Source organism: Pseudomonas sp. GL-B-26 (assembly GCF_019947405.1).
Lineage (GTDB): Bacteria > Pseudomonadota > Gammaproteobacteria > Pseudomonadales > Pseudomonadaceae > Aquipseudomonas.
In genome coordinates this window covers 26,589-53,263 of sequence record NZ_JAGYGJ010000024.1, presented here as the reverse complement: position 1 = coordinate 53,263, position 26,675 = coordinate 26,589, and the positions used below count along the sequence as shown (strand labels likewise).

Annotated in this window: 27 protein-coding genes; 25 read left to right on the top strand and 2 right to left on the bottom strand. The window is 59.2% G+C overall.

Annotated elements, in window-relative coordinates:
• Nucleotides 1-13 precede the first annotated feature (13 nt).
• Nucleotides 14-3,205: a ribonuclease E gene (gene rne / locus KGB23_RS17020; RefSeq protein ID WP_223431904.1), complete on the bottom strand. Its 3,192-nt coding sequence runs from the start codon at nt 3,203-3,205 to the stop codon at nt 14-16.
• 700 nt (nt 3,206-3,905) lie between these two features.
• Between rne and rluC the strand changes: the two genes are divergently transcribed.
• Genes rluC through sppA form a run of 3 tightly spaced genes read left to right on the top strand, consistent with a single transcriptional unit; the run spans nt 3,906 to nt 6,531 of the window.
• On the top strand, nt 3,906-4,868 hold the full coding sequence (rluC, locus tag KGB23_RS17015; RefSeq protein ID WP_046049069.1) for a 23S rRNA pseudouridine(955/2504/2580) synthase RluC: 963 nt from the start codon (nt 3,906-3,908) through the stop codon (nt 4,866-4,868).
• Nucleotides 4,855-5,517 (top strand): HAD-IA family hydrolase, encoded by a 663-nt coding sequence (locus KGB23_RS17010; RefSeq protein ID WP_150657058.1) that lies wholly within the window; start codon nt 4,855-4,857, stop codon nt 5,515-5,517. The genes rluC and KGB23_RS17010 overlap by 14 nt, the downstream gene beginning before the upstream one ends.
• A 24-nt stretch (nt 5,518-5,541) precedes the next feature.
• A complete protein-coding gene (gene sppA, locus KGB23_RS17005) occupies nt 5,542-6,531 on the top strand; it encodes a signal peptide peptidase SppA (protein ID WP_223431903.1) in 990 nt (329 codons plus the stop codon).
• Nucleotides 6,532-6,679: 148 nt separating this feature from the next.
• Here the strand turns inward: sppA and KGB23_RS17000 are convergent, their stop codons facing one another.
• Nucleotides 6,680-7,258: a Maf family protein gene (locus tag KGB23_RS17000; protein WP_223431902.1), complete on the bottom strand. Its 579-nt coding sequence runs from the start codon at nt 7,256-7,258 to the stop codon at nt 6,680-6,682.
• 106 nt (nt 7,259-7,364) lie between these two features.
• Between KGB23_RS17000 and KGB23_RS16995 the strand changes: the two genes are divergently transcribed.
• The 22 genes from KGB23_RS16995 to araG all read left to right on the top strand — a co-directional run bounded on the left by KGB23_RS16995 (nt 7,365) and on the right by araG (nt 26,670).
• A complete protein-coding gene (locus KGB23_RS16995) occupies nt 7,365-7,892 on the top strand; it encodes a YceD family protein (protein WP_004371317.1) in 528 nt (175 codons plus the stop codon).
• Between the two features lie 13 nt (nt 7,893-7,905).
• Nucleotides 7,906-8,088, top strand: coding sequence for a 50S ribosomal protein L32 (gene rpmF, locus KGB23_RS16990; protein WP_008152339.1), 183 nt, complete (start codon nt 7,906-7,908; stop codon nt 8,086-8,088).
• Between the two features lie 4 nt (nt 8,089-8,092).
• Nucleotides 8,093-9,103 carry a phosphate acyltransferase PlsX gene (plsX, locus tag KGB23_RS16985; protein ID WP_082459097.1) on the top strand — a complete coding sequence of 337 codons (1,011 nt, stop codon included), beginning with the start codon at nt 8,093-8,095 and terminating at the stop codon, nt 9,101-9,103.
• Nucleotides 9,104-9,228: 125 nt separating this feature from the next.
• Nucleotides 9,229-10,167: an ACP S-malonyltransferase gene (gene fabD / locus KGB23_RS16980; protein WP_223431901.1), complete on the top strand. Its 939-nt coding sequence runs from the start codon at nt 9,229-9,231 to the stop codon at nt 10,165-10,167.
• Nucleotides 10,168-10,183: 16 nt separating this feature from the next.
• The gene (gene fabG / locus KGB23_RS16975; RefSeq protein ID WP_129437450.1) at nt 10,184-10,927 is read left to right on the top strand and encodes a 3-oxoacyl-ACP reductase FabG; all 744 of its coding nucleotides are present in this window, start codon (nt 10,184-10,186) and stop codon (nt 10,925-10,927) included.
• A gap of 192 nt (nt 10,928-11,119) precedes the next feature.
• Complete coding sequence (gene acpP / locus KGB23_RS16970; RefSeq protein WP_003442511.1) at nt 11,120-11,356, top strand: acyl carrier protein; 237 nt, start codon at nt 11,120-11,122, stop codon at nt 11,354-11,356.
• Between the two features lie 108 nt (nt 11,357-11,464).
• Nucleotides 11,465-12,709, top strand: a complete 1,245-nt coding sequence (gene fabF, locus KGB23_RS16965) for a beta-ketoacyl-ACP synthase II (RefSeq protein ID WP_095132060.1) — start codon at nt 11,465-11,467, stop codon at nt 12,707-12,709.
• Nucleotides 12,709-13,524, top strand: coding sequence for an aminodeoxychorismate lyase (pabC, locus tag KGB23_RS16960; protein WP_223431900.1), 816 nt, complete (start codon nt 12,709-12,711; stop codon nt 13,522-13,524). Before fabF ends, pabC begins: the two co-directional genes overlap by 1 nt.
• 3 nt (nt 13,525-13,527) lie before the next feature.
• Nucleotides 13,528-14,784: an endolytic transglycosylase MltG gene (gene mltG / locus KGB23_RS16955; RefSeq protein WP_150657052.1), complete on the top strand. Its 1,257-nt coding sequence runs from the start codon at nt 13,528-13,530 to the stop codon at nt 14,782-14,784.
• A gap of 19 nt (nt 14,785-14,803) precedes the next feature.
• Entirely contained in the window at nt 14,804-15,436 is a 633-nt protein-coding gene (gene tmk / locus KGB23_RS16950; RefSeq protein ID WP_123364800.1) for a dTMP kinase, read from the top strand.
• On the top strand, nt 15,429-16,418 hold the full coding sequence (locus KGB23_RS16945; RefSeq protein WP_223431899.1) for a DNA polymerase III subunit delta': 990 nt from the start codon (nt 15,429-15,431) through the stop codon (nt 16,416-16,418). Before tmk ends, KGB23_RS16945 begins: the two co-directional genes overlap by 8 nt.
• A gap of 42 nt (nt 16,419-16,460) precedes the next feature.
• Nucleotides 16,461-16,817 (top strand): PilZ domain-containing protein, encoded by a 357-nt coding sequence (locus tag KGB23_RS16940; RefSeq protein WP_223431898.1) that lies wholly within the window; start codon nt 16,461-16,463, stop codon nt 16,815-16,817.
• 14 nt (nt 16,818-16,831) lie between these two features.
• A complete protein-coding gene (locus KGB23_RS16935; RefSeq protein ID WP_074878970.1) occupies nt 16,832-17,617 on the top strand; it encodes a TatD family hydrolase in 786 nt (261 codons plus the stop codon).
• A gap of 343 nt (nt 17,618-17,960) precedes the next feature.
• The gene (locus KGB23_RS16930) at nt 17,961-18,599 is read left to right on the top strand and encodes a TetR/AcrR family transcriptional regulator (protein ID WP_008152317.1); all 639 of its coding nucleotides are present in this window, start codon (nt 17,961-17,963) and stop codon (nt 18,597-18,599) included.
• 139 nt (nt 18,600-18,738) lie between these two features.
• A complete protein-coding gene (locus KGB23_RS16925) occupies nt 18,739-19,707 on the top strand; it encodes a GTP 3',8-cyclase MoaA (protein ID WP_046049083.1) in 969 nt (322 codons plus the stop codon).
• 235 nt (nt 19,708-19,942) lie between these two features.
• The gene (locus tag KGB23_RS16920) at nt 19,943-20,551 is read left to right on the top strand and encodes a DUF4823 domain-containing protein (protein WP_223431897.1); all 609 of its coding nucleotides are present in this window, start codon (nt 19,943-19,945) and stop codon (nt 20,549-20,551) included.
• A 17-nt stretch (nt 20,552-20,568) separates the two neighbouring features.
• Nucleotides 20,569-21,129, top strand: coding sequence for a DUF1285 domain-containing protein (locus KGB23_RS16915; protein WP_223431896.1), 561 nt, complete (start codon nt 20,569-20,571; stop codon nt 21,127-21,129).
• 169 nt (nt 21,130-21,298) lie between these two features.
• Entirely contained in the window at nt 21,299-22,015 is a 717-nt protein-coding gene (locus KGB23_RS16910) for a FadR/GntR family transcriptional regulator (RefSeq protein ID WP_046049087.1), read from the top strand.
• Between the two features lie 25 nt (nt 22,016-22,040).
• Nucleotides 22,041-22,916, top strand: a complete 876-nt coding sequence (locus KGB23_RS16905) for an SMP-30/gluconolactonase/LRE family protein (protein ID WP_223431895.1) — start codon at nt 22,041-22,043, stop codon at nt 22,914-22,916.
• 198 nt (nt 22,917-23,114) lie between these two features.
• Complete coding sequence (locus KGB23_RS16900; protein WP_008152305.1) at nt 23,115-23,933, top strand: SDR family oxidoreductase; 819 nt, start codon at nt 23,115-23,117, stop codon at nt 23,931-23,933.
• Nucleotides 23,934-24,055: 122 nt separating this feature from the next.
• A complete protein-coding gene (locus tag KGB23_RS16895; protein WP_223431894.1) occupies nt 24,056-25,060 on the top strand; it encodes a substrate-binding domain-containing protein in 1,005 nt (334 codons plus the stop codon).
• 65 nt (nt 25,061-25,125) lie between these two features.
• Nucleotides 25,126-26,670: an L-arabinose ABC transporter ATP-binding protein AraG gene (araG, locus tag KGB23_RS16890; protein ID WP_223431893.1), complete on the top strand. Its 1,545-nt coding sequence runs from the start codon at nt 25,126-25,128 to the stop codon at nt 26,668-26,670.
• The last annotated feature ends 5 nt before the right edge of the window (nt 26,671-26,675 follow it).

Genomic DNA, 26,675 nt, shown 5'->3' with positions numbered 1-26,675 from the left:
GTGGCCGATGGAATCAGACGAGAGGTTTAGGCTCGTGTTCTTTTTCCAGGGCTTGCTCGTGTTGCTCTACCGCTTCCTGAACGGAGCGCGGTGCTTCTTCGATCACCGATGCAGCCGGTTCAGCTGGAGCAGGAACTGCTTCGACTTCTTCAGCAACAACCGGTGCAGGCTCTGCAGCCACAACCGCTTCAACCGGAGCAGCAGCGGCAGCCAGTTCGGCTTCCTTCTGCAGACGCTCCTCTTCACGCTTGCGACGACGCACTTCACGTGGATCGTTCGGCGCACGGCCACTCGGCGTCAGGGCGCTGACAGGGGCGGCTTCGACTTCCGGTGCGGCCACTTCGGCAACAACCGGCGCTTCAACCATCGGAGCAGGCTCGGCAGCAGCAACCACTGGCTCGGACACCATGGCCTCGGCTTCTGGCGCTTCGGCGGCGGCTGGCTCGGCAACCCAGTTGAACGCGGTTTGCTCTTCGCGAACTTCACGGACAGCTTCGGTCACTGTTTCGCTGGCTGTTTCGACAACCGGTTCTGCGGCAACCACTGGCTCAGCGGCAGCTTCAACGACAGGCTGTGCTTCACGAACCGGGGCTACTTCGATTTCCGGAGCGGTGGTGGCTTCGACCGGAGTCGTTGCTTCAACCACTGGCGCTTCCACTGGAGCAGTTTCCAGGGTGGCGGCAGTCGCGCGTTCGGCTTGCTCGTTAGCCTGTGCTTCGGCTGGAGCGCTGATCACGGTGCTGGCAACGGCTGCGGTAACAGCCAGGCCGGCGGCCAGATCGGCAGCGCTTGGCGCTTCGTTGGTTTCGGCAGCTTCGTTACCTTCGGCGGACTCGGATTCTTCCGAACCTTCGATCACATTACCGTTGGCATCGCGTTGACGCTCGCGACGGTTGCTGCGACGACGCTGGCCACGGGAGCGGCGGCGTGGACGATCGCCTTCGGCGCCGTCCTGACCATCTTCCTGCAGTTGCTCTTCGTTGGTAACCAGCTCTTCTTCAGCTACTGCGGCAGCAGCTTGCTCGGCACGTGGCTGACGTTCTTCACGCGGTGGGCGTGGAGCACGTTCTTCACGTGGCTGGCGAGCTGGACGTTCTTCAGCAACAGCAGCTGCGGCCGGAGCAGCATCCAGAGGCTCGCGCAGTTCACGAACCGGACGCTCTTCACGATCGCCACGAGGCTTGCGATCTTCGCGAGGAGCGCGCGGTGCACGTTCTTCACGAGGGGCACGTGGTGCGCGCTCTTCACGTGGAGCGCGTTCTTCGCGGGCGACTGCTACTGCCGGAGTTTCCTCGCGGGCTTCGCGTGGCTCACGTGGTGCGCGCTCTTCACGCGGTGCACGTTCCTCGCGAGGCTTGCGCTCTTCATCGCGGCGAACGTTACGGTTGCGGCTCTGCTGACGACCGTTGCGACGCTCTTCGTTGCGGGCCGGACGCTCGGTGGTCGCCGGTTTTTCAACCACAACCGGAGCAGCAGGCTCTTCCTTGGTTGCGAACAGGCTGACCAGCGACTTCACCAGGCCTTTGAACAGGCTTGGCTCTGGCGCGGCGGCCGGTGCGGCAACAGGTGCGGCAGCGACGACTTCGGTCGGAACCGGAGCATTGGCGCGGGCCGGAGCGGTCTTGACCGCGGCTTCCTGGCGAACCAGGGTGCGGGTCGCAGCGGCTGGCTGGACTTCTTCGACTTCGGCAGCGGCAGCAGCGATTTCGTAGCTGGACTGGCCGACTGCAGCTTCCGGGCTGTCATCGCGCAGACGCTGCACTTCGAAGTGCGGCGTTTCGAGGTGATCGTTCGGCAGAATGACGATGCGGGCACGGGTGCGCAGTTCGATCTTGGTGATCGAGTTGCGTTTTTCGTTGAGCAGGAACGCGGCGACCGGGATCGGCACTTGGGCGCGAACTTCGGCAGTGCGGTCTTTCAGGGCTTCTTCTTCGATCAGGCGCAGGATCGCCAGCGACAGCGATTCAACGTCACGGATGATGCCGGTGCCGTTGCAACGCGGGCAAACGATGCCGCTGCTTTCGCCCAGCGATGGACGCAGGCGCTGACGGGACATTTCCAGCAGGCCGAAGCGCGAGATGCGACCGACTTGCACGCGAGCGCGGTCGGCTTCCAGGCATTCGCGGACTTTCTCTTCCACGGCGCGCTGGTTCTTGGCAGGGGTCATGTCGATGAAGTCGATGACGATCAGGCCGCCGATGTCGCGCAAGCGCAACTGACGGGCGATTTCTTCGGCGGCTTCAAGGTTGGTCTGCAGAGCGGTTTCTTCGATGTCGCTGCCTTTGGTGGCGCGCGCCGAGTTGATGTCGATGGACACCAGGGCTTCGGTCGGATCGATAACGATGGAGCCGCCGGAAGGCAGTTCAACGACGCGCTGGAAAGCGGTCTCGATCTGGCTTTCGATCTGGAAACGGTTGAACAGCGGAACGCTGTCTTCGTACAGCTTGATCTTGCTGGCGTACTGCGGCATCACCTGGCGGATGAAGGTCAGGGCTTCGTCCTGGGCTTCAACGCTGTCGATCAGCACTTCGCCGATGTCCTGGCGCAGGTAATCGCGGATGGCGCGGATGATCACGTTGCTTTCCTGGTAGATCAGGAAAGGCGCGGAGCGATCCAGCGAGGCTTCTTTGATGGCGGTCCAGAGTTGCAGCAGGTAGTCGAGGTCCCACTGCATTTCTTCGCTGCTGCGGCCCAGGCCGGCAGTGCGAACGATCAGACCCATGTCGGCTGGTGCAACCAGGCCGTTCAGGGCTTCACGCAGTTCGTTGCGCTCTTCACCTTCGATGCGACGGGAGATACCGCCGGCACGCGGGTTGTTCGGCATCAGAACCAGGTAACGACCGGCCAGGCTGATGAAGGTGGTCAGGGCTGCGCCCTTGTTGCCACGTTCTTCTTTTTCGACCTGAACGATGACTTCCTGGCCTTCGCTCAGGACGTCCTTGATGTTGACGCGGCCTTCGGGGGCTTTCTTGAAGTATTCGCGGGAGATTTCTTTGAGGGGCAGGAAGCCGTGGCGCTCAGAGCCGAAATCGACAAAGGCAGCCTCAAGGCTTGGTTCGATGCGAGTAATCCGGCCTTTATAGATGTTGGCCTTTTTCTGCTCGCGTGCACCGGATTCGATGTCCAGGTCGTAGAGGCGTTGGCCATCTACCAGTGCAACACGCAACTCTTCGGGTTGAGTTGCGTTAATCAGCATTCTTTTCATGTAGTACCGTCGGTTTCCGGGCTGCCGGAAACGGCGTTCGGCACACACGACTTCTCATGGTCGGTGTCAGGTGCGTCAGGAGTGGTTGGACACTCCAGTGTCTAGCGAACCCCGACCAATTGGGCCGGCGTCGCGACGTACGCGTCCTGCTTGCTGTGGCTACTTAAGCACTCAGTCAGGAGGAGGAATCAACCAGCGGCTGTGGACGAGATGAAGCGTCTTGATAAAGCCTATTGCTACACAGTCCAGCGGTTGTGCATCTCCACCCTACACGTATCCCTGATAATTCGGGTGCTGCCGCGCGCAGAATCCGCAGCGGGTTGGCATTTACCGTGAGCTCCGAAAGGGGAGGTCACGCATCATGGCTAATTTAGGCGTTGTTTCCGAAGCGTTCGCTCGGGGTTGTTCGTAGCTGACTGCACTTTGTGAACTGGCCGTGAATATTTGCTCGCAAGGCGAGTGAAAACTCTGCTTTGCGGCATGCTTCAGGCCTCATGTCACCTGCGCTCGTTACAACTGCAAACTCTACCGTTTCGTAGCGAAAGCCCCGTAGGACGGCCTCTCGTCCTCGTGAATTGCGTTGGTCAGGGCCGGTTTTTGACCGTTAGTCCGCTGTCCAGGCCACTTTTGGCGGCGTTCGCGACTATAGCAGCAATGATTAAGTGCTTCAATTCCATAAAAAATTGTTATCATCCGCGCCATGACGACTACTGCCCCTTCGACCCCAGCCGTACAACTGCTGGAGGTCTCGCCGGAATATGCCGGCCAACGTATTGATAACTTCCTTCTCGCTCGGCTCAAAGGCGTGCCCAAGACCTTGATTTACCGCATTTTGCGCAAAGGCGAAGTGCGAGTGAACAAAGGTCGGATCAAGCCCGAATACAAGCTGCAGGCGGGCGATATCGTGCGCGTGCCGCCGGTTCGCGTGCCCGAGCGCGACGAACCCGTGCCGCTGGCCCAAGGCCTGCTGCAGCGCCTCGAAGCCTCGATTGTCTTCGAAGACAAGGCGTTGATCGTGATCAACAAGCCTTGCGGCATCGCGGTTCACGGTGGCAGCGGCCTGACTTACGGGGTGATCGAAGCCTTTCGTCAGTTGCGTCCCGATTGCAAAGAGCTCGAACTGGTTCACCGTCTCGACCGTGATACCTCCGGCCTGTTGATGATCGCCAAGAAGCGCAGCATGCTGCGTCACTTGCACACGGCACTGCGCGGTGATGGCGTCGATAAGCGCTACATGGCGCTGGTTCGCGGCAACTGGGCGGCCTCGATCAAGCAAGTCCGAGCGTCGCTCGGCAAGAGCAACCTGCGCTCCGGCGAGCGTATGGTCGAGGTCGACGAGGAGGAGGGCAAGGAGTCCGTGACCGTGTTCAAGGTCCTGCGTCGTTTTGGTGACTTTGCCACCCTGATCGAAGCCAAGCCGATCACCGGCCGGACTCACCAGATCCGCGTCCACACCTTGCACGCCGGGCATTGCATCGCCGGCGATACCAAGTACGGCGATGAAGGCTTCAGCAAAGAGATTCGTGACCTGGGCGGCAAGCGCCTGTTCCTGCACGCCTACATGCTGACCGTGCCGCTGCCGGATGGTGGTGAGCTGAAGTTGCAGGCGCCGGTCGACGAGATGTGGGCCAAAACCGTGGAGCGATTGAGTGCGCCCATCTGATTACAAGCTGCTGATTTTCGATTGGGACGGCACTCTCGCCGACTCCATTGGTCGGATTGTCGAGTCGATGCATGTTGCGTCCGAGCGATCCGGATTTCAGTTGCGTGATGATTTTGCCGTCAAGGGCATCATCGGTCTGGGCTTGCCGGAAGCGATTCGCACGTTGTATCCGGAAATCGGCGACGACGAATTGGTAGCCTTCCGTCAGCACTATGCTGATCACTACATCGCCTCAGAAGCTGTTCCTTCGCCGTTGTTCGAGGGTGTGGTCGAGTCGATGGAAGCGTTTCGTGCCGAGGGTTATCACTTGGCGGTCGCGACCGGCAAGGCTCGTCGCGGGCTGGATCGGGTGCTGAAATCGCACGGCTGGGAAGATTATTTCGATATCACCCGCGCGGCCGACGAAACCGCCAGCAAACCCCATCCGCTAATGCTCGAGCAGATCCTCGCTCACTGCGAGGTTCGCCCGGAGCAGGCGCTGATGGTGGGCGATTCGTCCTTTGACTTGCAGATGGCGCGCAACGCGGGCATGGATTCGGTGGCCGTCAGCTATGGTGCGCAATCGATCGAAGCGTTGAAATTATTCGAGCCGGCACTGGCCATTGATCGTTTTTCAGAATTGCATGCCTGGCTGAGTCAGCGGGCTTAATGGATTTTTGCTGGGGTAGATGTCATGACCGACGAATGGAAGGCGCCCGCCAAGGCGAGCGCAGAGAGCGGTGACGAGAAAAGCTGGAAGCTGCTGGAAAAAACCCTGCTGGCCAGCGTGCAGGAGCAGCGCCGGTCCCGTCGCTGGGGGATTTTCTTCAAGCTGCTGACCTTTGTGTACCTGCTTGGCGCGTTGATCCTGTTCACGCCGCTGATGGACATGGAAAAAGCTGCCACCCTCAGTGGTAACTACACCGCGCTGATCGACGTGACCGGCATGATCGCCGACAAGGAGCCAGCCAGCGCTGACAATATCGTCGGCAGCCTGCGTGCAGCGTTCGAGGACAAGAAGGTCAAAGGTGTCGTCCTGCGAATCAATAGTCCGGGCGGCAGTCCGGTGCAGTCGGGTTACGTCTATGACGAGATCCGCCGTTTGCGTGGCCTGCATCCGGACACCAAGCTTTACGCGGTGATCTCTGATTTGGGCGCTTCCGGTGCTTATTACATCGCCAGTGCGGCGGATCAGATCTACGCCGACAAGGCGAGCCTGGTGGGTTCCATTGGTGTGACGGCGGCTGGTTATGGCTTTGTCGGGACAATGGAGAAGCTGGGTGTCGAGCGTCGCACTTACACTTCCGGCGAGCACAAATCGTTCCTTGACCCGTTCCAGCCGCAAAAGCCTGAAGAAACTCAGTTCTGGCAGGGCGTGCTCGATACCACTCATCAGCAATTCATCAGCAGCGTCAAGAAAGGTCGTGGCGACCGTCTCAAGGACAAGGAGCATCCGGAGTTGTTCTCCGGGTTGGTCTGGTCGGGCGAGCAGGCACTGCCGTTGGGCCTGATCGATGGCCTGGGGAATGCCAGTTCGGTGGCGCGTGACGTGATCGGCGAGAAAGAGCTGGTGGACTTCACTGTTCAAGAATCGCCATTCGATCGCTTCTCGAAAAAACTCGGTGCCAGCGTGGCTGAGCATCTGGCGATGTGGATGGGCTTCCAGGGGCCTTCGTTGCGCTGATTCTCCTGTCACATAAAAAAACCGGCTTTTGCCGGTTTTTTTTTTGAGTCAAAAGATCGCAGCCTCGTTTCACTCGACAGCTCCTACATTGAAATGCGTATCCCTTGTAGGAGTTGTCGAGTGAAACGAGGCTGCGATCTTTTGACCTTTAAGGTATCTGCACGCCTTCGGCCAGCAACATGTCCACCAGGCGAATCAATGGCAGGCCGATCAGGCTGGTGGCGTCAGGGCCTTCGGTGCTTTGAAACAGGCTCACCCCCAAACCTTCGGCTTTGAAGCTGCCAGCGCAGTCGTAGGGCTGTTCGGTGCGCAGGTAGCGTTCGATGCGCGCCTGATCGAGCGAGCGCATGTGTACAGTGAATGGCACGCAGTCGACCTGGCATTCACCAGTCTGGCTGTTGAGCAGGGCGAGGCCGGTGAGGAAGGTCACGCTGGCACCGCTCGAAGCCAACAATTGTTCGCGGGCCTTTTCGAAGGTGTGGGGTTTGCCGATAATCCGTTCGCCAAGCACCGCAACCTGATCGGAGCCGATGATCAGATGAGCGGAATGACTGCTGGCCAGTGCACGTGCTTTTTCCTCGGCGAGGCGCTTGACCAGCTCGATGGCGGACTCGCCCGGACGATGGCTTTCGTCGATATCCGGCGAGCTGCAGGTAAACGGCAGCTGCAAGCGGGCCAGTAATTCCCGGCGATAAACCGAGCTTGAAGCGAGTAATAAAGGCAGCATGCGCATCTCCAGAAGACAGGCGCGAATTCTAGCGGAGGCTTGCAAGTGACGGACAGGGCTGAATTTCCTTTGACATGGCTGGGGGCATCCCTATAATGCTGCGCCTATGTTGAATGACCCGATTCCACCTCACGTTGACCCGCGCAAATTGGCTGATCGTGGCACCACCCTTCAAGGTGAACTGCTGCTGGCCGATTTGGAGAGACTCTGCGACCCGCTTTCCGACACTGTCGGTACGGTGCAGGCTAAATTCGTTTTTGAACGAGATGAACGTAAGTCTGTGGTAATCCACAGCTTTATCGACACCGAAGTCAAAATGGTTTGCCAGCGTTGTCTTGAGCTGGTCACCCTGCCGATCCATAGCGAATGCAGTTATGCTGTGGTGAAGGAGGGTGCGAATACCCAGTCGTTGCCGAAAGGTTATGACGTGCTGGAACTGGGCGAAGATCCTTTGGATCTGCAGTCACTGATCGAGGAGGAGCTTCTGCTCGCCTTGCCCATTGTGCCTGCTCATCATCCGGAAGAATGCCAGCAGCCGGCGGGTCTCGATGAGCCCGAACCGAGCGAGGACGAGGTAACGCGGTCCAACCCGTTCAGTGTATTGGCGCAGTTAAAGCGTGACCCAAACGTTTAGGAGTTAATCAATTATGGCTGTTCAGCAGAACAAAAAATCCCGCTCTGCCCGTGACATGCGTCGTTCGCACGACGCCCTGACGGCAAGCACTCTGTCTGTAGAAAAAACCACCGGTGAAATTCACCTGCGTCACCACGTATCGCCAGAAGGCGTATACCGTGGCCGTAAAGTGATCGACAAGGGCGCTGACGAGTAATCACTTGTCTGCTCAAGTCATCGCGATTGACGCAATGGGCGGGGACTTCGGTCCCCGCAGCATTGTTCAGGCCAGCCTTGCTTGCCTGTCTGCTACGCCCTCGCTGCACCTGACTCTCGTCGGTCAACCCTCCCTTCTTGAAGAACTGCTCTCTGGCCAATCGGCTGTGGATCGCTCGCGCCTGTCGATTGCTCCGGCGTCCGAAGTCATCACCATGGACGAAAAGCCTGCACAGGCCCTGCGCGGAAAGCCCGACTCGTCGATGCGCGTGGCGCTGGAGTTGCTGCGCGATGGCAAGGTCCAGGCCTGTGTCAGCGCCGGCAATACCGGTGCGCTGATGGCGTTGTCGCGCTTCGTGCTCAAGACCTTGCCGGGCATTGATCGGCCGGCGATGGTGGCGGCGATTCCGACCCAGAAGGGTTATTGCCAGTTGCTCGACCTGGGCGCCAATGTCGATTGCAGCGCCGAGCACTTGTTGCAGTTCGCCGTGATGGGGTCGGTGGCGGCGGAAACGCTGGGCATCGTTCGTCCGCGAGTGGCGCTGCTGAACATTGGTACTGAGGACATCAAGGGCAATCAGCAGGTCAAGCTGGCGGCCACCTTGTTGCAGAGTGCTCGCGGCATCAATTACATCGGTTTTGTCGAAGGTGACGGTGTGTACCGTGGCGAGGCGGATGTGGTGGTGTGTGACGGTTTTGTCGGCAATATCCTGCTCAAATCCAGCGAAGGCCTGGCGACCATGATTGCCGGGCGCATCGAAGCCTTGTTCAAGAAAAACCTCGCATCGAAAGTGGTCGGTGCTTTGGCATTGCCGCTGATGAAGCGCTTGCAAGCCGATCTGGCGCCTGCGCGACATAACGGCGCAAGTTTCCTTGGTTTGCAGGGAATTGTGGTGAAAAGCCATGGTTCGGCGGGGGTTCAGGGCTTCCAGAGTGCGATTCAGCGCGCCTTGATCGAGATCCAGGAAAATCTGCCGGAACGCATTCACGGTCGCCTGGAAGATTTGTTGCTTTAGGCGTTTTCGTCGGACAATGCTTAAATGTGACCGCTCAGTTCAATTTGCCATCCAACTGTCAGTTTCTTGCGTCCCCCAAGCGGGACGTCAATTCTCCGACGACAAGATCATTAGGGGCTTGTTACATGTCTGCTTCCCTCGCATTCGTCTTTCCGGGACAGGGTTCGCAGTCCCTCGGCATGCTGGCCGAGTTGGGCGCGCAACATCCGGTTGTCCTCGAAACATTCAAAGAAGCTTCCGATGCTCTGGGTTACGACCTGTGGGCACTGACCCAGCAAGGGCCGGAAGAACAACTCAATCAAACCGATAAAACCCAGCCGGCCATTCTGACCGCCTCGATTGCCTTGTGGCGTCTGTGGCTGGCTGAAGGCGGTGCGCGTCCGGCGTATGTTGCCGGTCACAGCCTGGGCGAATACAGCGCTCTGGTCGCTGCGGGCAGTCTGAGCCTGGGTGACGCGGTGAGGCTGGTTGAGCGCCGTGGTCAGTTGATGCAGGAGGCCGTTCCGGCCGGGCAAGGTGGCATGGCCGCCATTCTCGGTCTGGACGATGCTGATGTGCTGGCAGCCTGTGCCGAAGCGGCGCAAGGCGAAGTGGTCAGTGCGGTCAACTTCAACTCCCCTGGCCAGGTGGTCATCGCCGGTGCCAAGGCAGCGGTCGAGCGCGCCATCGAAGGCTGCAAGGCCCGTGGTGCCAAGCGCGCCATGCCGTTGCCGGTCAGCGTGCCGTCCCATTGCGAGCTGATGCGTCCGGCGGCCGAGCGTTTCGCCGAGTCGATCGCAGCGATCGACTGGCAGGCGCCGCAGATCCCGGTGGTTCAGAACGTCAGCGCCACTGTGCCGGCCGATCTGGAAACCCTCAAGCGCGATCTGCTTGAGCAGCTCTACAAGCCTGTGCGCTGGGTCGAATCGGTTCAGGCGCTGGCCGCCAAAGGTGCTACCCAGTTGGTCGAATGCGGCCCGGGTAAAGTGCTGGCTGGCCTGAACAAGCGTTGCGCCGAAGGCGTGTCGACATCCAACCTCAATACCCCCGACGCCTTCGCTGCCGCTCGCGCAGCGTTGGCCTGAATCAGGAGAAGCCTGCATGAGTCTGCAAGGTAAAGTTGCACTGGTCACTGGCGCGAGCCGCGGTATCGGCCAGGCTATCGCCCTGGAACTGGGTCGTCAGGGCGCCATCGTTATCGGCACCGCGACATCTGCCTCGGGTGCCGAGCGCATTGCCGCTACCCTGAAGGAAAGCGGGATTCAAGGCACTGGCCTGGAACTCAATGTCACCAGCGACGAATCCGTTGCTGCAGTACTGGCGAGCATTACATCGCAGTTCGGTGCGCCGGCGATCCTGGTCAATAATGCCGGTATCACCCGCGATAATCTGATGATGCGCATGAAAAATGACGAATGGCATGACGTCGTCGATACCAACCTGAACAGTCTGTTCCGCCTGTCCAAGGGCGTTTTGCGCGGTATGACCAAAGCCCGTTGGGGACGAATTATCAGTATTGGCTCGGTTGTGGGTGCCATGGGCAACGCAGGCCAAGTAAACTACGCAGCCGCCAAGGCCGGTCTGGAAGGTTTCAGCCGTTCACTGGCGCGTGAAGTCGGTTCGCGTTCGATTACGGTAAACTCGGTGGCCCCTGGGTTCATCGACACCGATATGACCCGCGAACTGCCCGAGGCACAGCGTGAAGCCTTGCAGACGCAGATTCCGCTGGGCCGTCTGGGACAAGCTCAAGAGATCGCGTCTGTGGTCGCTTTTCTTGCATCCGACGGTGCGGCTTACGTTACTGGGGCTACAATCCCGGTGAACGGCGGGATGTACATGAGTTAAATGTGACGGATCGCTTCAAAAAAATGTCATACGAGCTGTCTAAAATCCGTTATAAAGCTGCAATCTATTTAATAGGCAGAGGGTCGTCGGGTTTGAGGAGTGAAGCTTTCAGTTGAAAAACTGAAAAGTCTTTCTATACACTTACCCACTGGCCAGCTGCCTGAATTTGTCCATTAGGAGTGAAAACAAGGTATGAGCACCATCGAAGAGCGCGTCAAGAAAATCGTTGCTGAGCAACTGGGCGTTAAAGAAGAAGAAGTGGTCAACACTGCTTCCTTCGTTGAAGACCTGGGTGCCGACTCCCTTGACACCGTTGAGCTGGTGATGGCTCTGGAAGAGGAATTCGAGACCGAAATCCCTGACGAAGAAGCTGAGAAGATCACTACTGTACAAGCCGCAATCGATTACGTTACTAACCACCAGGCTTAATAGCTTGTAATCGTTGCTTGCTGTCATGGAAAAACCGCACTGCCATCACGGCGTGCGGTTTTTTCTTTAGGCCTGATGCAAAGTCGTCATTTGAAAAAGGAGAGTGCTGTGTCGCGTAGACGCGTCGTAGTCACCGGTATGGGTATGTTGTCGCCACTGGGCACGGATGTGCCGAGCAGTTGGCAGGGCATTCTGGCTGGCCGCAGTGGCATTGGTCTGATCGAACACACCGACCTTTCTGCCTATTCCACCCGTTTTGGCGGCTCGGTAAAGGGCTTCAATGTCGAGGAATACCTGTCGGTCAAGGAAGCTCGCAAGCTCGACCTGTTTATTCAGTACGGTCTGGCCGCAGGTTTTCAGGCAGTTCGTAACGCCGGTCTGGAAGTCACCGACGCCAACCGTGAGCGCATCGGCGTGGCCATGGGTTCGGGTATTGGCGGACTGACCAATATCGAAGAAACCAGCCGCACGCTGCATGATTCTGGCCCACGACGGATTTCTCCGTTTTTCGTGCCTGGCTCGATCATCAATATGATTTCCGGTTTCCTGTCCATCCATCTGGGCGCACAGGGACCTAACTATGCCATCGCCACCGCGTGTACCACCGGTACGCACTGCATTGGCATGGCGGCACGCAACATCATGTACGACGAAGCCGACGTGATGATTGCCGGCGGCGCTGAAATGGCGGCTTGCGGTCTGGGCATGGGCGGCTTCGGTGCCTCCCGCGCACTGTCGACCCGCAACGACGAACCGACCCGCGCCAGCCGTCCATGGGACAAGGGCCGGGATGGCTTCGTGCTGTCCGACGGCGCCGGCGCTCTGGTTCTGGAAGAACTGGAGCACGCCAAGGCTCGTGGTGCGACGATCTACGCCGAGCTGATCGGCTTTGGCACCAGTGGCGATGCCTACCACATGACGTCGCCACCGGCTGATGGTGCGGGTGCTGCACGTTGCATCACCAATGCGCTGCGCGATGCCAAAATCAATGGCGATCAGGTTCAGTACGTCAATGCCCATGGCACCTCGACGTCGGCCGGCGACCTTGCCGAAGCCTGTGCGATCAAGTCGGTGTTCGGCGATCACGCTTACAAGCTGGCGGTCAGTTCGACCAAGTCCATGACCGGTCACCTGCTGGGTGCGGCGGGCGCGGTCGAGGCGATCTTCAGTGTGCTGGCGATCAACAGCCAGGTAGCGCCGCCGACCATCAACCTTGATGAGCCGGACGAAGGTTGCGACCTCGATTTCGTACCGCATACCGCGCGCAATATGGATATCGATGTGGTGTTGTCCAACTCCTTCGGGTTTGGCGGCACCAACGGCTCGCTGGTGTTCCGCCGGTTCGCTGACTGATGGACAGCTGGGTCGACGGTCAGCCGGCTGACGCTTTGTCGCTGAAGGATCGCGGCCTGGCTTACGGTGATGGTCTGTTCGAGACCATTGCCGTGCGCAACGGCGCTCCGGTGTTGCTGGATCGGCATCTGGTGCGTTTGGTCAAAGGTTGCCAGCGGTTGGCAATTAACCTCGACCATGCGGCTGTGTGCACTGAGTTACTGACCTATGCCCAAGCGTTGGGCGAAGGTGTGCTCAAACTCGTCGTCACGCGTGGCGAAAGCGGGCGCGGTTATGCGCCCGATCCTTCGGCTCAGGCGCGTCGCATCATGCTGGGCAACCCTCCTGCGGTTTATCCTGCTGCCAATGCGGAGCAGGGCGTTCGCCTGTTCCCCTGTGCAACGCGGCTTTCCAAACAGCCACTGCTCGCGGGCCTCAAGCACCTCAACCGTCTTGAACAGGTCATCGCCCGCTCCGAATGGCAAGACACCGATCATGCCGAAGGCTTGATGCTCGATCAGGCCGGGCGCGTCATTGAAGGCGTGTTCAGCAATCTGTTCCTGATTCGCGATGGCGTACTGATCACGGCAGATTTGAAGCGCTGTGGCGTTGCCGGCGTGATGCGTGCCGAATTATTGTTTCAAGCCGAGTCATTGGGGATCCCCACGCAAATCATCGACATCACCCTCGATCAGCTGCAATGGGCTGATGAAGTCTTTGTCTGCAACAGCGTGTATGGCGTTTGGCCGGTGCGCGCCTATGCCGCACTGAGCTGGCCGGTTGGTCCGCTCACCCGTAAACTCCAAAACATTGCCCGCGCGCTACTGGATGCTTGATACGTGAGACGTAAATTCTTGCTGCTGCTGGAAACCGGATTGGTTCTGGCAGGGCTGTGTCTGGGCACTTGCGCCTGGAAAATCCATTCGGCGCTGGAACAGCCGCTGAACATCACTCAGGAAGAGCTGCTGGAAGTGCCCAAAGGCACGACACCGACCCGCACCTTCTATCGACTCGAAGCCGATGGAGTCATCAAGGATGCTTTCTGGCTGCGGGTGTATTGGCGCTTCAATCTCGCCAAACAACCGTTGCACAAGGGCGAGTACCGCATGCAGCCCGGCATGACCGTCGAAGGCCTGATTGACCTGTGGAAACGCGGGGAAATGGTTCAGTACAGCTTGACCCTGGTCGAGGGCTGGAATTTTCATCAGGTCCGCGCTGCTCTGGCCAAGGATGAAAAACTCGAAAAGACCCTCGACGGTTTGAGTGATAGCGAGGTGATGGACAAACTCGGCCACACCGGGATTTTTCCGGAAGGGCGATTCTTCCCCGACACCTATCGCTTCGTGCGCGGCATGACCGATGTCGAGCTGCTGAAAAAAGCCTACGACCGCCTCGACGAAGTCCTGGCCAAGGAGTGGAGCCAGCGCGCCGCTGACGTGCCGTACACCGAACCCTATCAGGCGCTGATCATGGCCTCGCTGGTGGAGAAGGAAACCGGTGTGCCGCAGGAGCGCGGGCAAATTGCTGGCGTGTTTGTACGGCGCATGGAAATGGGCATGTTGTTGCAGACGGATCCGACCGTGATCTACGGCCTTGGTGATCGTTACAACGGCAAATTGACTCGCGCCCATCTCAAGGAAGCGACGCCGTACAACACCTACATGATTTCGGGACTGCCGCCGACCCCGATTGCCATGGTCGGCCGCGAAGCGATTCATGCAGCGCTGAATCCGGTGGCTGGCAATAGCCTCTATTTTGTTGCTCGGGGTGATGGCAGCCACGTGTTCTCCGATGATCTGGACGCGCACAATAACGCTGTGCGTGAGTTCCAGATCAAGCGCCGTGCTGACTACCGCTCCAGCCCTGCGCCGGCTACGGCACCAGAGGCGACGGATCAGCAGGCACCGATTCCGGCTGCTTCGCCCGACACAGCCCCCGAGGCTTTGCCGCAAGTGTCGCCGCAGGATCCGGTGCAGGAATCGTCGCCGGTGCAGCCTCAAGAGACCCCGCCGGCGCCTGCTCCAGAACCCGCTCAAGAACCCGCAGCCGCACCCGCGCCCGAACCGGATGCAACCGCGCCGCAAAGCCCGCAATGACTCTGACTAAGGACTGCCTGTGACTGGCTTGTTTATTACCCTGGAAGGCCCGGAAGGGGCCGGCAAGAGCACCAATCGCGAATACCTGGCCGAGCGCTTGCGCGCCGCGGGTATCGAGGTCGTGCTGACTCGCGAACCAGGCGGCACGCCGTTGGCCGAGCGGATCCGCGAAGTGCTGCTGGCGCCGGTTGACGAAGTCATGAACCCCGACACCGAGTTGCTGTTGGTGTTCGCCGCGCGAGCCCAGCATCTGGCCGAGGTGATTCGCCCGGCACTGGCCCGCGGTGCGGTGGTTCTGTGTGATCGCTTTACCGATTCGACCTACGCCTATCAGGGTGGCGGTCGCGGCCTGTCGCTGGAGCGCATTGCGACCCTGGAAGCCTTCGTCCAGGGCGATCTGCGCCCGGACCTGACGTTGATTTTCGATCTGCCGGTGGAAGTGGGCCTGGCCCGCGCCAGCGCTCGTGGTCGTCTGGATCGCTTCGAACTCGAAGGCCGAACCTTTTTTGATGCGGTGCGCAGTGCTTTCCTCAAGCGTGCTGAAGCGGATCCTGCGCGTTATGTCCTGGTCGATGCCGCCCAGCCGTTGGCGCAGGTTCAGCAGTCACTGGATGCCTTGTTGCCGCGCCTGCTGGAGTTGACCCGTGGCTGAAGCCTATCCGTGGCAGGACAGTCTCTGGCAGCAGTTGGCCGGTCGCAAGCAACATGCTCACGCCTATCTGCTGCATGGCCCGGCCGGGATCGGCAAGCGCGCGCTGGCCGAGCGCTTGATGGCCAGTTTGCTGTGCCAGCGTCCGAGCGCCGCCCACGATGCTTGCGGCGAATGCAAATCCTGCCTGTTGCTCAAGGCCGGCAGTCACCCCGACAATTACATTCTGGAACCGGAAGAAGCCGATAAGGCGATCAAGGTCGATCAGGTTCGTGATCTGGTCAGCTTCGTGGTTCAGACCGCGCAGATGGGCGGCCGCAAAGTGGTGCTGATCGAGCCGGTCGAGTCGATGAACATCAACGCCGCCAACGCTTTGCTCAAAAGCCTTGAAGAACCTTCTGGCGATACCGTTTTGCTGTTGGTCAGCCACCAGACCAGTCGTCTGTTGCCGACCATCAAGAGCCGCTGCGTGCAGCAGGCTTGTCCATTGCCGAGCGAAGCCATGAGTCTTGCGTGGCTAGTGAAAGCCTTGCCGGACTGCTCGGAAGAAGAGCGTATCGAGTTGCTGACCCTGGCCGCCGGTTCGCCACTGGCCGCCGTCAACTTGCAGGCCCAGGGCGTGCGTGAGCAGCGGGCGCTGGTAGTCGATGGCATGAAGAAGTTGCTCAAGCAGCAACAGTCACCGACGCAACTGGCCGAAGGCTGGAATGCGATTCCGCTGTTATTGTTGTTCGACTGGTTCTGCGACTGGTCGAGCCTGATCCTGCGTTATCAGCTGACTCAGGACGAAGAAGGCCTGGGGCTGACGGACATGCGCAAGGTGATTCAGTACCTGGCGCAGAAAGCCGGCCAGGACAAAGTCCTGAATATTCAGGACTGGATCCTCGCCCAGCGCCAGAAAGTGATGAGCAAAGCCAACCTCAATCGGGTGTTGTTGCTGGAGGCGCTGTTGGTGCAATGGGTGGGTTTGCCTACCCAGAAGTGACCGTCTGTGCCTAGACTCTGAGCATCTGCAACGGAGGTCAGCATGAATGAACTCGTCAATCCGGGGCCGCGCAACGGCATTTTGTCCCTGACGATCAAGGACAAGTCCGTGCTGTACGCGGCCTACATGCCGTTCATCAAGAACGGTGGCCTGTTTATCCCGACCAACAAGAGCTACAAGTTGGGCGATGAGGTATTCATGCTACTGAACCTGATGGACGAGCCGGAAAAAATTCCGGTCGCCGGCAAAGTCACCTGGATCACCCCCAAAGGTGCGCAGGGCAACCGGGCCGCCGGGGTCGGCGTACAATTCAACGATGGCGATAATACCGCGCGCATTCGAATCGAAACCCATCTGGCCGGAGCCCTGAAGTCCGACCGTCCCACTCATACGATGTAAGTTGCAGCCCTTTTATGCTCGTAGATTCCCATTGCCACCTTGACCGCCTCGACCTCGCCGCCCACGACGGCTCTCTGGATGCTGCACTTGATGCGGCCCGTCTGCGCGGGGTAGGGCACTTTCTGTGTATCGGTGTCAGCGTCGAGAACGCCGCCGACGTCAAAGCCCTGGCCGAACGTTACGACGACGTCGACTGTTCGGTTGGTGTGCATCCGCTGGACGTGCAACCGGGCGCCGCGCCAGCACTTGATTGGCTGTTGCGCGAGCTCAACCACCCGCGCGTTGTGGCGATCGGTGAAACCGGTCTGGATTACCACTACGAGCCGGAAGCCGCGGAGTTGCAGCAGGCGTCGTTTCGCCTGCATCTGCAAGCGGCGCAGCAGACAGGCAAACCGGTGATCATTCATACCCGTGGTGCCCGCGCCGATACGTTGAACCTCCTGCGTGAAGCTGCGCTGCCCCAGGCTGGCGTGTTGCATTGTTTCACCGAAGACTGGGACATGGCCAAAGCGGCGCTGGACATGGGGTATTACATTTCCTTGTCCGGGATTGTCACTTTCCGCAATGCCGACGCTCTGCGTGACGTGGCCAGTAAAGTGCCGGCTGATCGATTGCTGGTGGAAACCGACTCGCCTTACCTGGCGCCGATCCCTCATCGCGGCAAGCCAAACCTGCCGCAGTACGTGCGCGACGTAGCGGAATTTCTGGCAATGTTGCGAGGTGAGCCCTACGAGCGGTTTGCCGAGCAAACCACCGAGAATTTCAAGCGACTGTTTCCTCTGGCGCATGTGAAAGGTTAAATCGCAGGCAAAAAAAACCCGGGTTCTGGGGGGTGAATCCGGGTTAAGACCATTAGGAGTAAAACAAAGGCACGCGGTCCGTTGGTACCTATATCGGCGCAACACTTGGGGGAGATGTCCCGCCGACATTTGAAGTATTGATCAGTATTGCGCCGAGTCCAGTTTACCGGCCCCGGTTTTTAAACAAATTTGGAATACGGGCGCTTCGGTTGAGTTCTCATTAATCTGCGAAGCTGCCGGAATTCATCAAGAAACACATATATGGTCGGATGATCCGTGCATTTTTGCGCAAGTTAGGCATAATACGCGGCTTCGAATTTTGACCCCCAACAGACCTTTTCTTATGCATAAAGAACCTCGTAAGGTCCGTGAGTTTCGTCGCCGCGAGCAAGAAATTCTCGATACCGCGCTCAAGCTGTTCCTCGACCAAGGTGAAGACAGTGTCACCGTCGAGATGATTGCTGATGCCGTCGGTATCGGCAAAGGCACGATCTACAAGCACTTCAAATCCAAGGCCGAGATCTATCTGCGCCTGATGCTCGATTACGAGCGCGATTTGAATGAGCTGTTGCATTCGGCCGATGTCGACAAGGACAAGGAAGCCCTGTCCCGGGCCTACTTCGAATTCCGCATGCGCGACCCTCAACGCTATCGGTTGTTCGATCGCCTGGAAGAGAAGGTGGTCAAGGGCAATCAGGTGCCGGAGATGGTCGAGGAGCTGCACAAGATTCGCGCCTCGAACTTCGAACGCCTGACCCTGCTCATCAAAGGCCGGATCAGCGAAGGCAAGCTTGAAGACGTACCGCCTTATTTCCATTACTGCGCATCCTGGGCGCTGGTGCATGGCGCCGTGGCGCTGTATCACTCGCCGTTCTGGAGCAATGTGCTGGAAGATCAGGAAGGCTTCTTCCAGTTCCTGATGGACATCGGCGTGCGCATGGGCAACAAGCGCAAGCGCGATACCGACACTCCGAGCAGCTGAACCATTCAGTTGCCTTATTGCGCCATTATTTCGCTACGTGGCGCAGTACCGCAGGAATATACTCAGGCATAGGACTTGCTAAAACTTGATTTGTGAGTCAAGTTTTAGTGGTCCGAATATTCTTCCGCCGGAGTAGTCCATGATCGTTGACCGTCAAGGCAGGCGTTTTCGCAATTTGCGAATCAGTCTGACTTCAGCCTGCAATTACGCTTGTACCTACTGCGTGCCCAACGGCAAACGGTTGGTGGCTGCGCAGGATGAATTGTCGGCCGAGGCCATGGCGCGTGGCGTGGCCTATCTGATTGAAGCCGCCGGCATTGAGCGTTTGCGTATCACCGGCGGCGAGCCGCTGGTCAGCCCCAAACTCGAAACCTTCATGACTGCCGTCGGGCAGATGGGCCTGGCGGACATCAGCCTGACCACCAACGGTCAACTGCTGGCGAAAAAGCTGCCACTGCTGGTGGATGCCGGCATTCGTCGCATCAACGTTTCCCTCGATACCCTGGATGCCAGCGCCTTTCGCAGCATTGCCCGTGGCGGCGATCTGGCGACGGTGCTCGACGGTATGGATCAAGCCAGCGCCGCCGGCCTGAAGATCAAGGTCAATATGGTGCCGTTGCGTGGGCAGAACCTCGATCAAGTGATGCCACTCCTCGATTACTGTCTGGAACGCGGCTATGAGCTTCGCTTCATCGAGTTGATGCGCATGGGTCACCTGGCCAGCGACTCCAATGCTTTCCTGCAACAGTTTGTCAGCCTGCAGCAGTTGCTCAGCCTGATCGGCGAGCGCTACGAATACCTTCAGGCCGATGCGCCGGTAGACGCCACCGCCGTGCGTTACCAGATTCCGGGGCAGGGCTACTTCGGGGTTATCGCCAACGAAAGCGTTCCTTTCTGCCGCACCTGTTCGCGGCTGCGTCTGTCCTCCACGGGCTGGCTGCACGGCTGCCTGTCGTCGAGCAACCGCCACTATGTCGGTGACCTGCTGGACAAGCCCCGCCATCAAGCGTTGCCCGCCTTGCAGAGACTCTTGGTGAAAGCCTTGGGCGATAAACAGGAAGTGGCATTTTCCGGTGGCGCGACCATCATGAAAATCATCGGCGGCTAAACACGATCCCTGTAGCAGCTGCCGAGCCTGCGAGGCTGCGTTCGGCTGCGAAGCAGTCGTGAAATCAGGCGATGCGGTGTTTCAGTAAGACCGCGCGTTCAGGTTTTACGACTGCTGCGCAGCCGAACGCAGCCTTCGGCAGCTGCTACAAAAGCCATGCCTCTCCCGAGCTGGCGCGGAAGCTGCATCCCATGGCCATTCGCCGGTTTTCCGTCACCGGCCTCTGGAGGGTAGGATGCGTAGCCTGGTTTTGCTGCTGGCCGTTTTGGCGCTTGGTGGCTGCATGAATGTCAGCGATCTGGCTGAAGGGACTCGCTACCACATGAGCGACGTGGGGTTGCTCGACCATAGCGACAGCCGCCGTGTGAATAACCTGCGCATTCAACCGGACTCATTCGTCTATATCGCCCAGGGCGCCTTTGTACCGCCAGGCAGTGCTCTCTACCCACGACCTAACGTGATTGCCGAAGTCGCCTTCGATGGTTTTGTCGAATACTTCCCCATGGTCCGCCGCGCCCGTGCCCCGGAAGGTCTTGATCAAGCCATGGGCGAAGCCCGTGCCGCCGGAGCCCATTACCTGCTCTATACCCGGTTCGCCAAGTCTGATGACCGTATCGGCAACTTCGACGAGTGGCTCGATCAGGAAGCCCTGGATCGCCTCGGTATCGATGGCGGCGTGATTCAGATCATGTTGATCGAGACCAGCACCCAGTATTTGATTGATACTGCACGCATCAAGAGTCGTGGCGGTTTACTGACGTTCCACGACAAAAAGCCAGAAGACCTGATGGGCCCGCCGCTGGAACAATACGCGCGCAGCCTGCTGGGGCTCAGCGACCAGTAATTCAAAAGGAGAACGCCATGAGTGGCCCGCAAAAAGCCAACGATCTGTTGGGGCAAATCCCCAAAACCAAAGGCTTGCCGCCGGTTCACTTGTGGAACCCCGACTTCTGCGGCGACATCGACATGCGTATCGCCCGTGACGGTACCTGGTATTACCTGGGCACGCCGATCGGGCGCAAGCCGATGGTCAAGCTGTTCTCCACCATCATTCGTCGCGATGGTGACGATTACTTCCTCATCACCCCGGTCGAGAAGGTTGGCATCAAGGTCGACGATGCACCCTTCGTGGCGATTGCCGTGGAGGTCGAAGGCGAGGGTGAAACCCAGGTCTTGCGCTTTACCACCAATGTTGACGAGACCGCCGAGGCCGGCCCCGAACACCCCATGCGCGTGGTGATCGATCCGGTCACGCAAGAACCTGCGCCCTACGTGCATGTGCGCACCAACCTTGACGCCCTGATCCACCGCAACGTGTTCTACCAACTGGTGGAGCTGGCCGTCACCCGCGAAATCGACGGGCAGCGCTGGTTAGGCGTGTGGAGCGCTGGCGAGTTCTTTCCCATCGGGCTTGAGCCGTAACTCGCCAAGTTGCTATGTTCTGGAAAATGGCCCGCTACTCAAGCGGGCCATTTTTTTGTTCGCCTGAACGCCGTCAGACAGAAATATTCAAATTGACACTCAATCGTATGATGATTAGCGTAGACACCCATCGCGAACGGCTTTGTGCCGTCCCTGAATCGAGGTGTCCATGTCCAGCAGTTTTCATGCGTCGACGGTCGATTGGCTGGGTTGCTGGATCGCCACGGGGCAGGTCAAACCGGGTGAGACGCTCAAGGTCGAAGCCGACCTGGGTGAGCAACTCGGTGTCAGTCGCACCGTTATCCGCGAAGCCATCAAAACCCTGGTCGCCAAGGGCATGCTCGAAGTCGGGCCCAAAGTCGGCACGCGGGTTTTGCCGGTGCGCCGCTGGAACCTCTTCGATCCGCAAGTCGTAGGCTGGCTGTCGCGCAGCGGCTTGCCGGAAAACTTCGTCGACGACTTGCTCGACCTGCGCCGCACCATCGAACCAATGGCCGTACGCTGGGCTTGCGAGCGCGCTACCGTCGAACAGGTTCACGCCATCCTCCAGGCTTACAACGCATTGGAGCGGGCAGTGGACAGCGGCGTCGATTACAACCGCGCCGACCAGTTCTTCCACGAGTGCATCCTCGCTGCCAGCCACAATCAATTCATCGAACAAATGGTGCCGGCCCTCGGCGCGCTGCTGGCGGTGTCGTTCGAAGTGTCCGCCGCCGACCCGGACGAACTGCGCCGCACGCTACCGATTCACAAAGACATGGCCGAGGCCATCGCCGCCCGGGATGCCGCGCGGGGTGTTTGGGCCTGCATGACCCTGATCGATAACGCTGACCTGGCCATCAAGCGCTTCTACCCGCAAGTCATGGCCGACAAGAAGGCCAGCTGACAACAATAAGAAAGCAGGAGGTTTCATGACGTGGACTGCGGTTACCGAGCACCGGGCACGACTGGGTGAAGGCCCGTTCTGGGACGCGCCGACCCAGGCGCTGTACTGGGTTGATATCGCCGGTCAACAGGCGCTGCGGCTGATTGGCGCCAATGTGCAGATCTGGCAGATGCCCGAGCACGTGTCTGCCTTCATTCCTTGCGAAAGCGGCGATGCACTGGTGACGTTGAACAGCGGCGTGTATCGACTCGATCTGGATTCCCCCGGCCTGGAGCCGCGACTGACTTTGCTCTGCGTCGCCGATCCGCAACCCGGCAATCGCGCCAATGAAGCCCGCTGCGATGCTCAGGGCCGGCTCTGGCTCGGCACCATGCAGAACAACATCGGCGAGCAGGGCGAGGACGTGCCCATCGTGCGGCGTTCCGGTGGCTTGTTTCGCATCGATCACGATGCTCGGGTCATGCCGTTGCTTCGCGGGTTGGGCATTCCTAACACGTTGCTGTGGAGCGACGACGCAACCACTGTGTACTTCGCCGACAGCCTCGACAGCACGCTCTACCAGTACTTCATCCGCGCCGACGGCAACCTCGACCCGGCCCGGGTCTGGTTCGGACCGCATGAACGCGGCGGGCCGGATGGCTCGGCGATGGATGCCGAAGGTTACCTCTGGAACGCCCGTTGGGATGGCAGCTGTCTGCTCAGGCTGACCCCGGACGGACAGGTTGATCGCGTGATCGAGCTGCCCATCAGCCGCCCCACCAGTTGCGTATTCGGCGGTGAAGACCTGAAAACCCTTTACATCACCAGCGCCGCGAGCCCGCTCAACCATCCGTTGGACGGCGCGCTGCTGTCGATTCGAGTCGATGTGCCCGGAAAAACCTGTACTCGGTTTGCTGGATAAATCCCAAAATATGGGATGTAAAATTATATATTGAGATTATCTGGTGGTCGGGTTTATAGTCGGCTCCATCAGTTACACGCACTCACACTTAAAAAAACAAAACAGGTGAAGTGATGCAGCGATTTTCCAAAAAGCCTTTTGACCGGACATCGACAGATGCCCGGTTTTTGTCGTGCCTTCGAAAAGGAGTCTTGATCCATGGCTGAACCTCTTTCCTTGCCACCGGTGCCCGAACCGCCGAAGGGTGAGCGCCTGAAAAACAAGGTCGTGCTGCTGACCGGTGCTGCTCAAGGTATCGGCGAGGCGATTGTCGCGACCTTTGCTTCCCAGCAGGCCAAGCTGATCATCAGCGATATCCAGGGTGAGAAAGTCGAAAAAGTCGCAGCCCACTGGCGGGACAAAGGCTTCGACGTTCAGGCAATCAAGGCTGACGTTTCCAACCAGCAAGACCTGCACGCCATGGCCAGACTGGCGATCGAGCTGCACGGTCGTATCGATGTGCTGGTCAACTGCGCCGGGGTCAATGTGTTCCGCGATCCGCTGGAAATGACCGAAGAAGACTGGCGTCGCTGCTTCGCCATCGACCTGGACGGCGCCTGGTATGGCTGCAAAGCGGTGCTGCCGCAGATGATCGAGCAGGGCATCGGCAGCATCATCAACATCGCCTCGACCCACTCCACTCACATCATTCCCGGCTGCTTCCCGTACCCGGTGGCCAAACATGGCCTGCTCGGACTGACCCGCGCTTTGGGCATCGAATATGCGCCGAAGGGCATTCGCGTCAACGCCATCGCGCCGGGCTACATCGAAACCCAGCTGAACGTCGATTACTGGAACGGTTTTGCCGACCCGCATGCCGAACGTCAGCGCGCTTTCGATCTGCACCCGCCACGTCGCATCGGCCAGCCGATCGAAGTGGCCATGACCGCTGTTTTCCTGGCCAGTGATGAAGCGCCGTTCATCAATGCCTCGTGCATCACCATCGATGGCGGTCGCTCGGTCATGTACCACGACTGAGTCAATCGGGTTTCAGGCGCGGAACTACGCCTGAAATCAAATCATCATACGATATGACTATTAGCTGCACAGTTTGATTGGCTTTCAAATAACGCTCAAAAAAAATAACAAGGAGTCAGCTTATGAATCGTCGTCGTGGGATCCGTTCCCTGTGCTGTGCCGCTTTGGCGGTCACCGCGGTCAGCCTGAGCAGTTCGTTGCTGGCGGCCGAGGAAGTGAAGATCGGTTTTCTGGTCAAGCAGGCGGAAGAGCCCTGGTTCCAGACCGAATGGGCATTTGCCGAAAAGGCCGGGAAAGAGAAGGGCTTCACCGTCATCAAGATCGCCGTGCCGGACGGCGAGAAAACCCTCTCGGCCATCGACAGCCTCGCCGCCAACGGCGCCAAGGGCTTCGTGATCTGCCCGCCAGACGTGGCCCTGGGACCTGCGATCATGGCCAAAGCCAAGCTCAACGGTTTGAAAGTCATCGCAGTCGATGACCGCTTCGTCGATGCCAGCGGCCAGTTCATGGAACACGTTCCATACCTCGGCATGGCCGCGTTCGAAGTCGGCCAGAAACAAGGCAGCGCCATGGCCTCCGAAGCGAAGAAACGTGGCTGGGACTGGAAAGACACCTACGCGGTGATCAACACCTTCAACGAACTCGACACCGGCAAGAAACGCACCGACGGTTCCGTCAAAGCGCTGGAAGACGCCGGCATGCCGAAAGACCACATTCTGTTCTCGGCGCTGAAAACCCTCGACGTACCCGGCAGCATGGACGCCACCAACTCGGCGCTGGTGAAACTGCCGAGCGCGGCGAAAAACCTGATCATCGGCGGCATGAACGACAACACCGTGCTGGGCGGCGTGCGCGCCACCGAAAGCGCCGGTTTTGCCGCGGCCAATGTGATCGGCATCGGCATCAACGGCACCGACGCCATCGGCGAGTTGAAGAAGGCCAACAGCGGCTTCTTCGGCTCGATGCTGCCAAGCCCGCACATCGAGGGCTACAACACTGCCAGCATGATGTACGAGTGGGTCACCACCGGCAAAGAACCGCCGAAGTACACCGCGATGGACGACGTAACGCTGATCACTCGCGAGAACTTCAAGCAGGAACTGGAAAAGATCGGCCTCTGGAACTGAGGCACGGTTGATTTCATCGGTGGCCCTGGCGACGGGGCTGCCTGATCTGTGTGAAGAGGTGGGTTATGCACGCGCAAACAACAACACAACAACACACTGCCGGCGGCAGCTTGCGCTTCAACGGGATCGGCAAGACCTTTCCCGGGGTGAAGGCGCTGGATGGCATCAGCTTCGTCGCTCATCCGGGGCAGGTTCACGCCTTGATGGGCGAGAACGGCGCCGGCAAATCGACCCTGCTGAAAATCCTCGGCGGGGCTTACACCCCGAGCAGCGGCGACCTGCAGATCGGCGAGCAGACGAGGGTCTTCAAGTCCACCGCCGACAGCATCGGCAGTGGCGTCGCCGTGATTCATCAAGAGCTGCACCTGGTTCCGGAAATGACCGTGGCAGAGAACCTGTTCCTCGGCCATCTGCCGGCCAGTTTTGGTCTGATCAATCGTGGCGCGTTGCGGCAACAGGCATTGGCCTGCCTCAAAGGCCTGGCCGATGAAATCGATCCGCAAGAGAAAGTCGGGCGCCTGTCCCTCGGTCAGCGGCAATTGGTGGAAATCGCCAAGGCCTTGTCCCGTGGTGCGCATGTGATCGCGTTTGACGAACCGACCAGCAGCCTGTCGGCGCGGGAGATTGATCGTTTGATGGCGATCATCGGTCGCCTGCGCGACGAAGGCAAAGTGGTGCTTTACGTCTCCCACCGCATGGAAGAAGTGTTCCGCATCTGCAACGCGGTGACGGTGTTCAAGGACGGTCGCTTTGTGCGCACGTTCGAGGACATGAGCGAGCTGACTCATGATCAGTTGGTGACCTGCATGGTCGGTCGCGACATTCAGGACATCTACGATTACCGCCACCGTCAGCGTGGCGCGGTGGCGCTCAAGGTCGACGGTTTGCTGGGACCGGGATTGCGTGAGTCGGTGAGTTTCGAGGTGCACAAAGGCGAGATTCTCGGGCTGTTCGGTTTGGTCGGCGCCGGTCGCACCGAGCTGTTCCGCATGCTCAGTGGGCTTGAACGCAATACCGCCGGGCGCCTGGAGTTGCGCGGTCATGAACTGAAGTTGCGTTCACCCCGCGATGCGATTGCCGCCGGGATTCTGCTGTGCCCCGAGGACCGCAAGAAAGAGGGCATCCTGCCGCTCGCCAGCGTCGCCGAGAACATCAACATCAGCGCCCGCGGCGCCCATTCCACCTTCGGTTGCCTGTTGCGTGGCCTGTGGGAGAAGGACAACGCCGACAAGCAGATCAAGGCGCTGAAGGTGAAGACGCCCAACGCGGCGCAGAAAATCATGTACCTGTCCGGCGGTAATCAGCAGAAGGCCATTCTCGGTCGCTGGCTGTCGATGCCGATGAAAGTCCTGTTGCTCGACGAACCGACTCGCGGCATCGACATCGGCGCCAAAGCCGAGATCTACCAGATCATCCACAACCTGGCCGCCAGCGGCATCGCGGTGATCGTGGTCTCCAGCGACCTGATGGAAGTGATGGGTATTTCCGACCGCATCCTGGTGCTCTGCGAAGGCGCGATGCGCGGCGAGTTGTCTCGCGCAGAGGCCAATGAATCCAACCTGCTGCAACTGGCTTTGCCGCGCCAACGCGCTGACGGCGTGGCGAACTGAGAGGT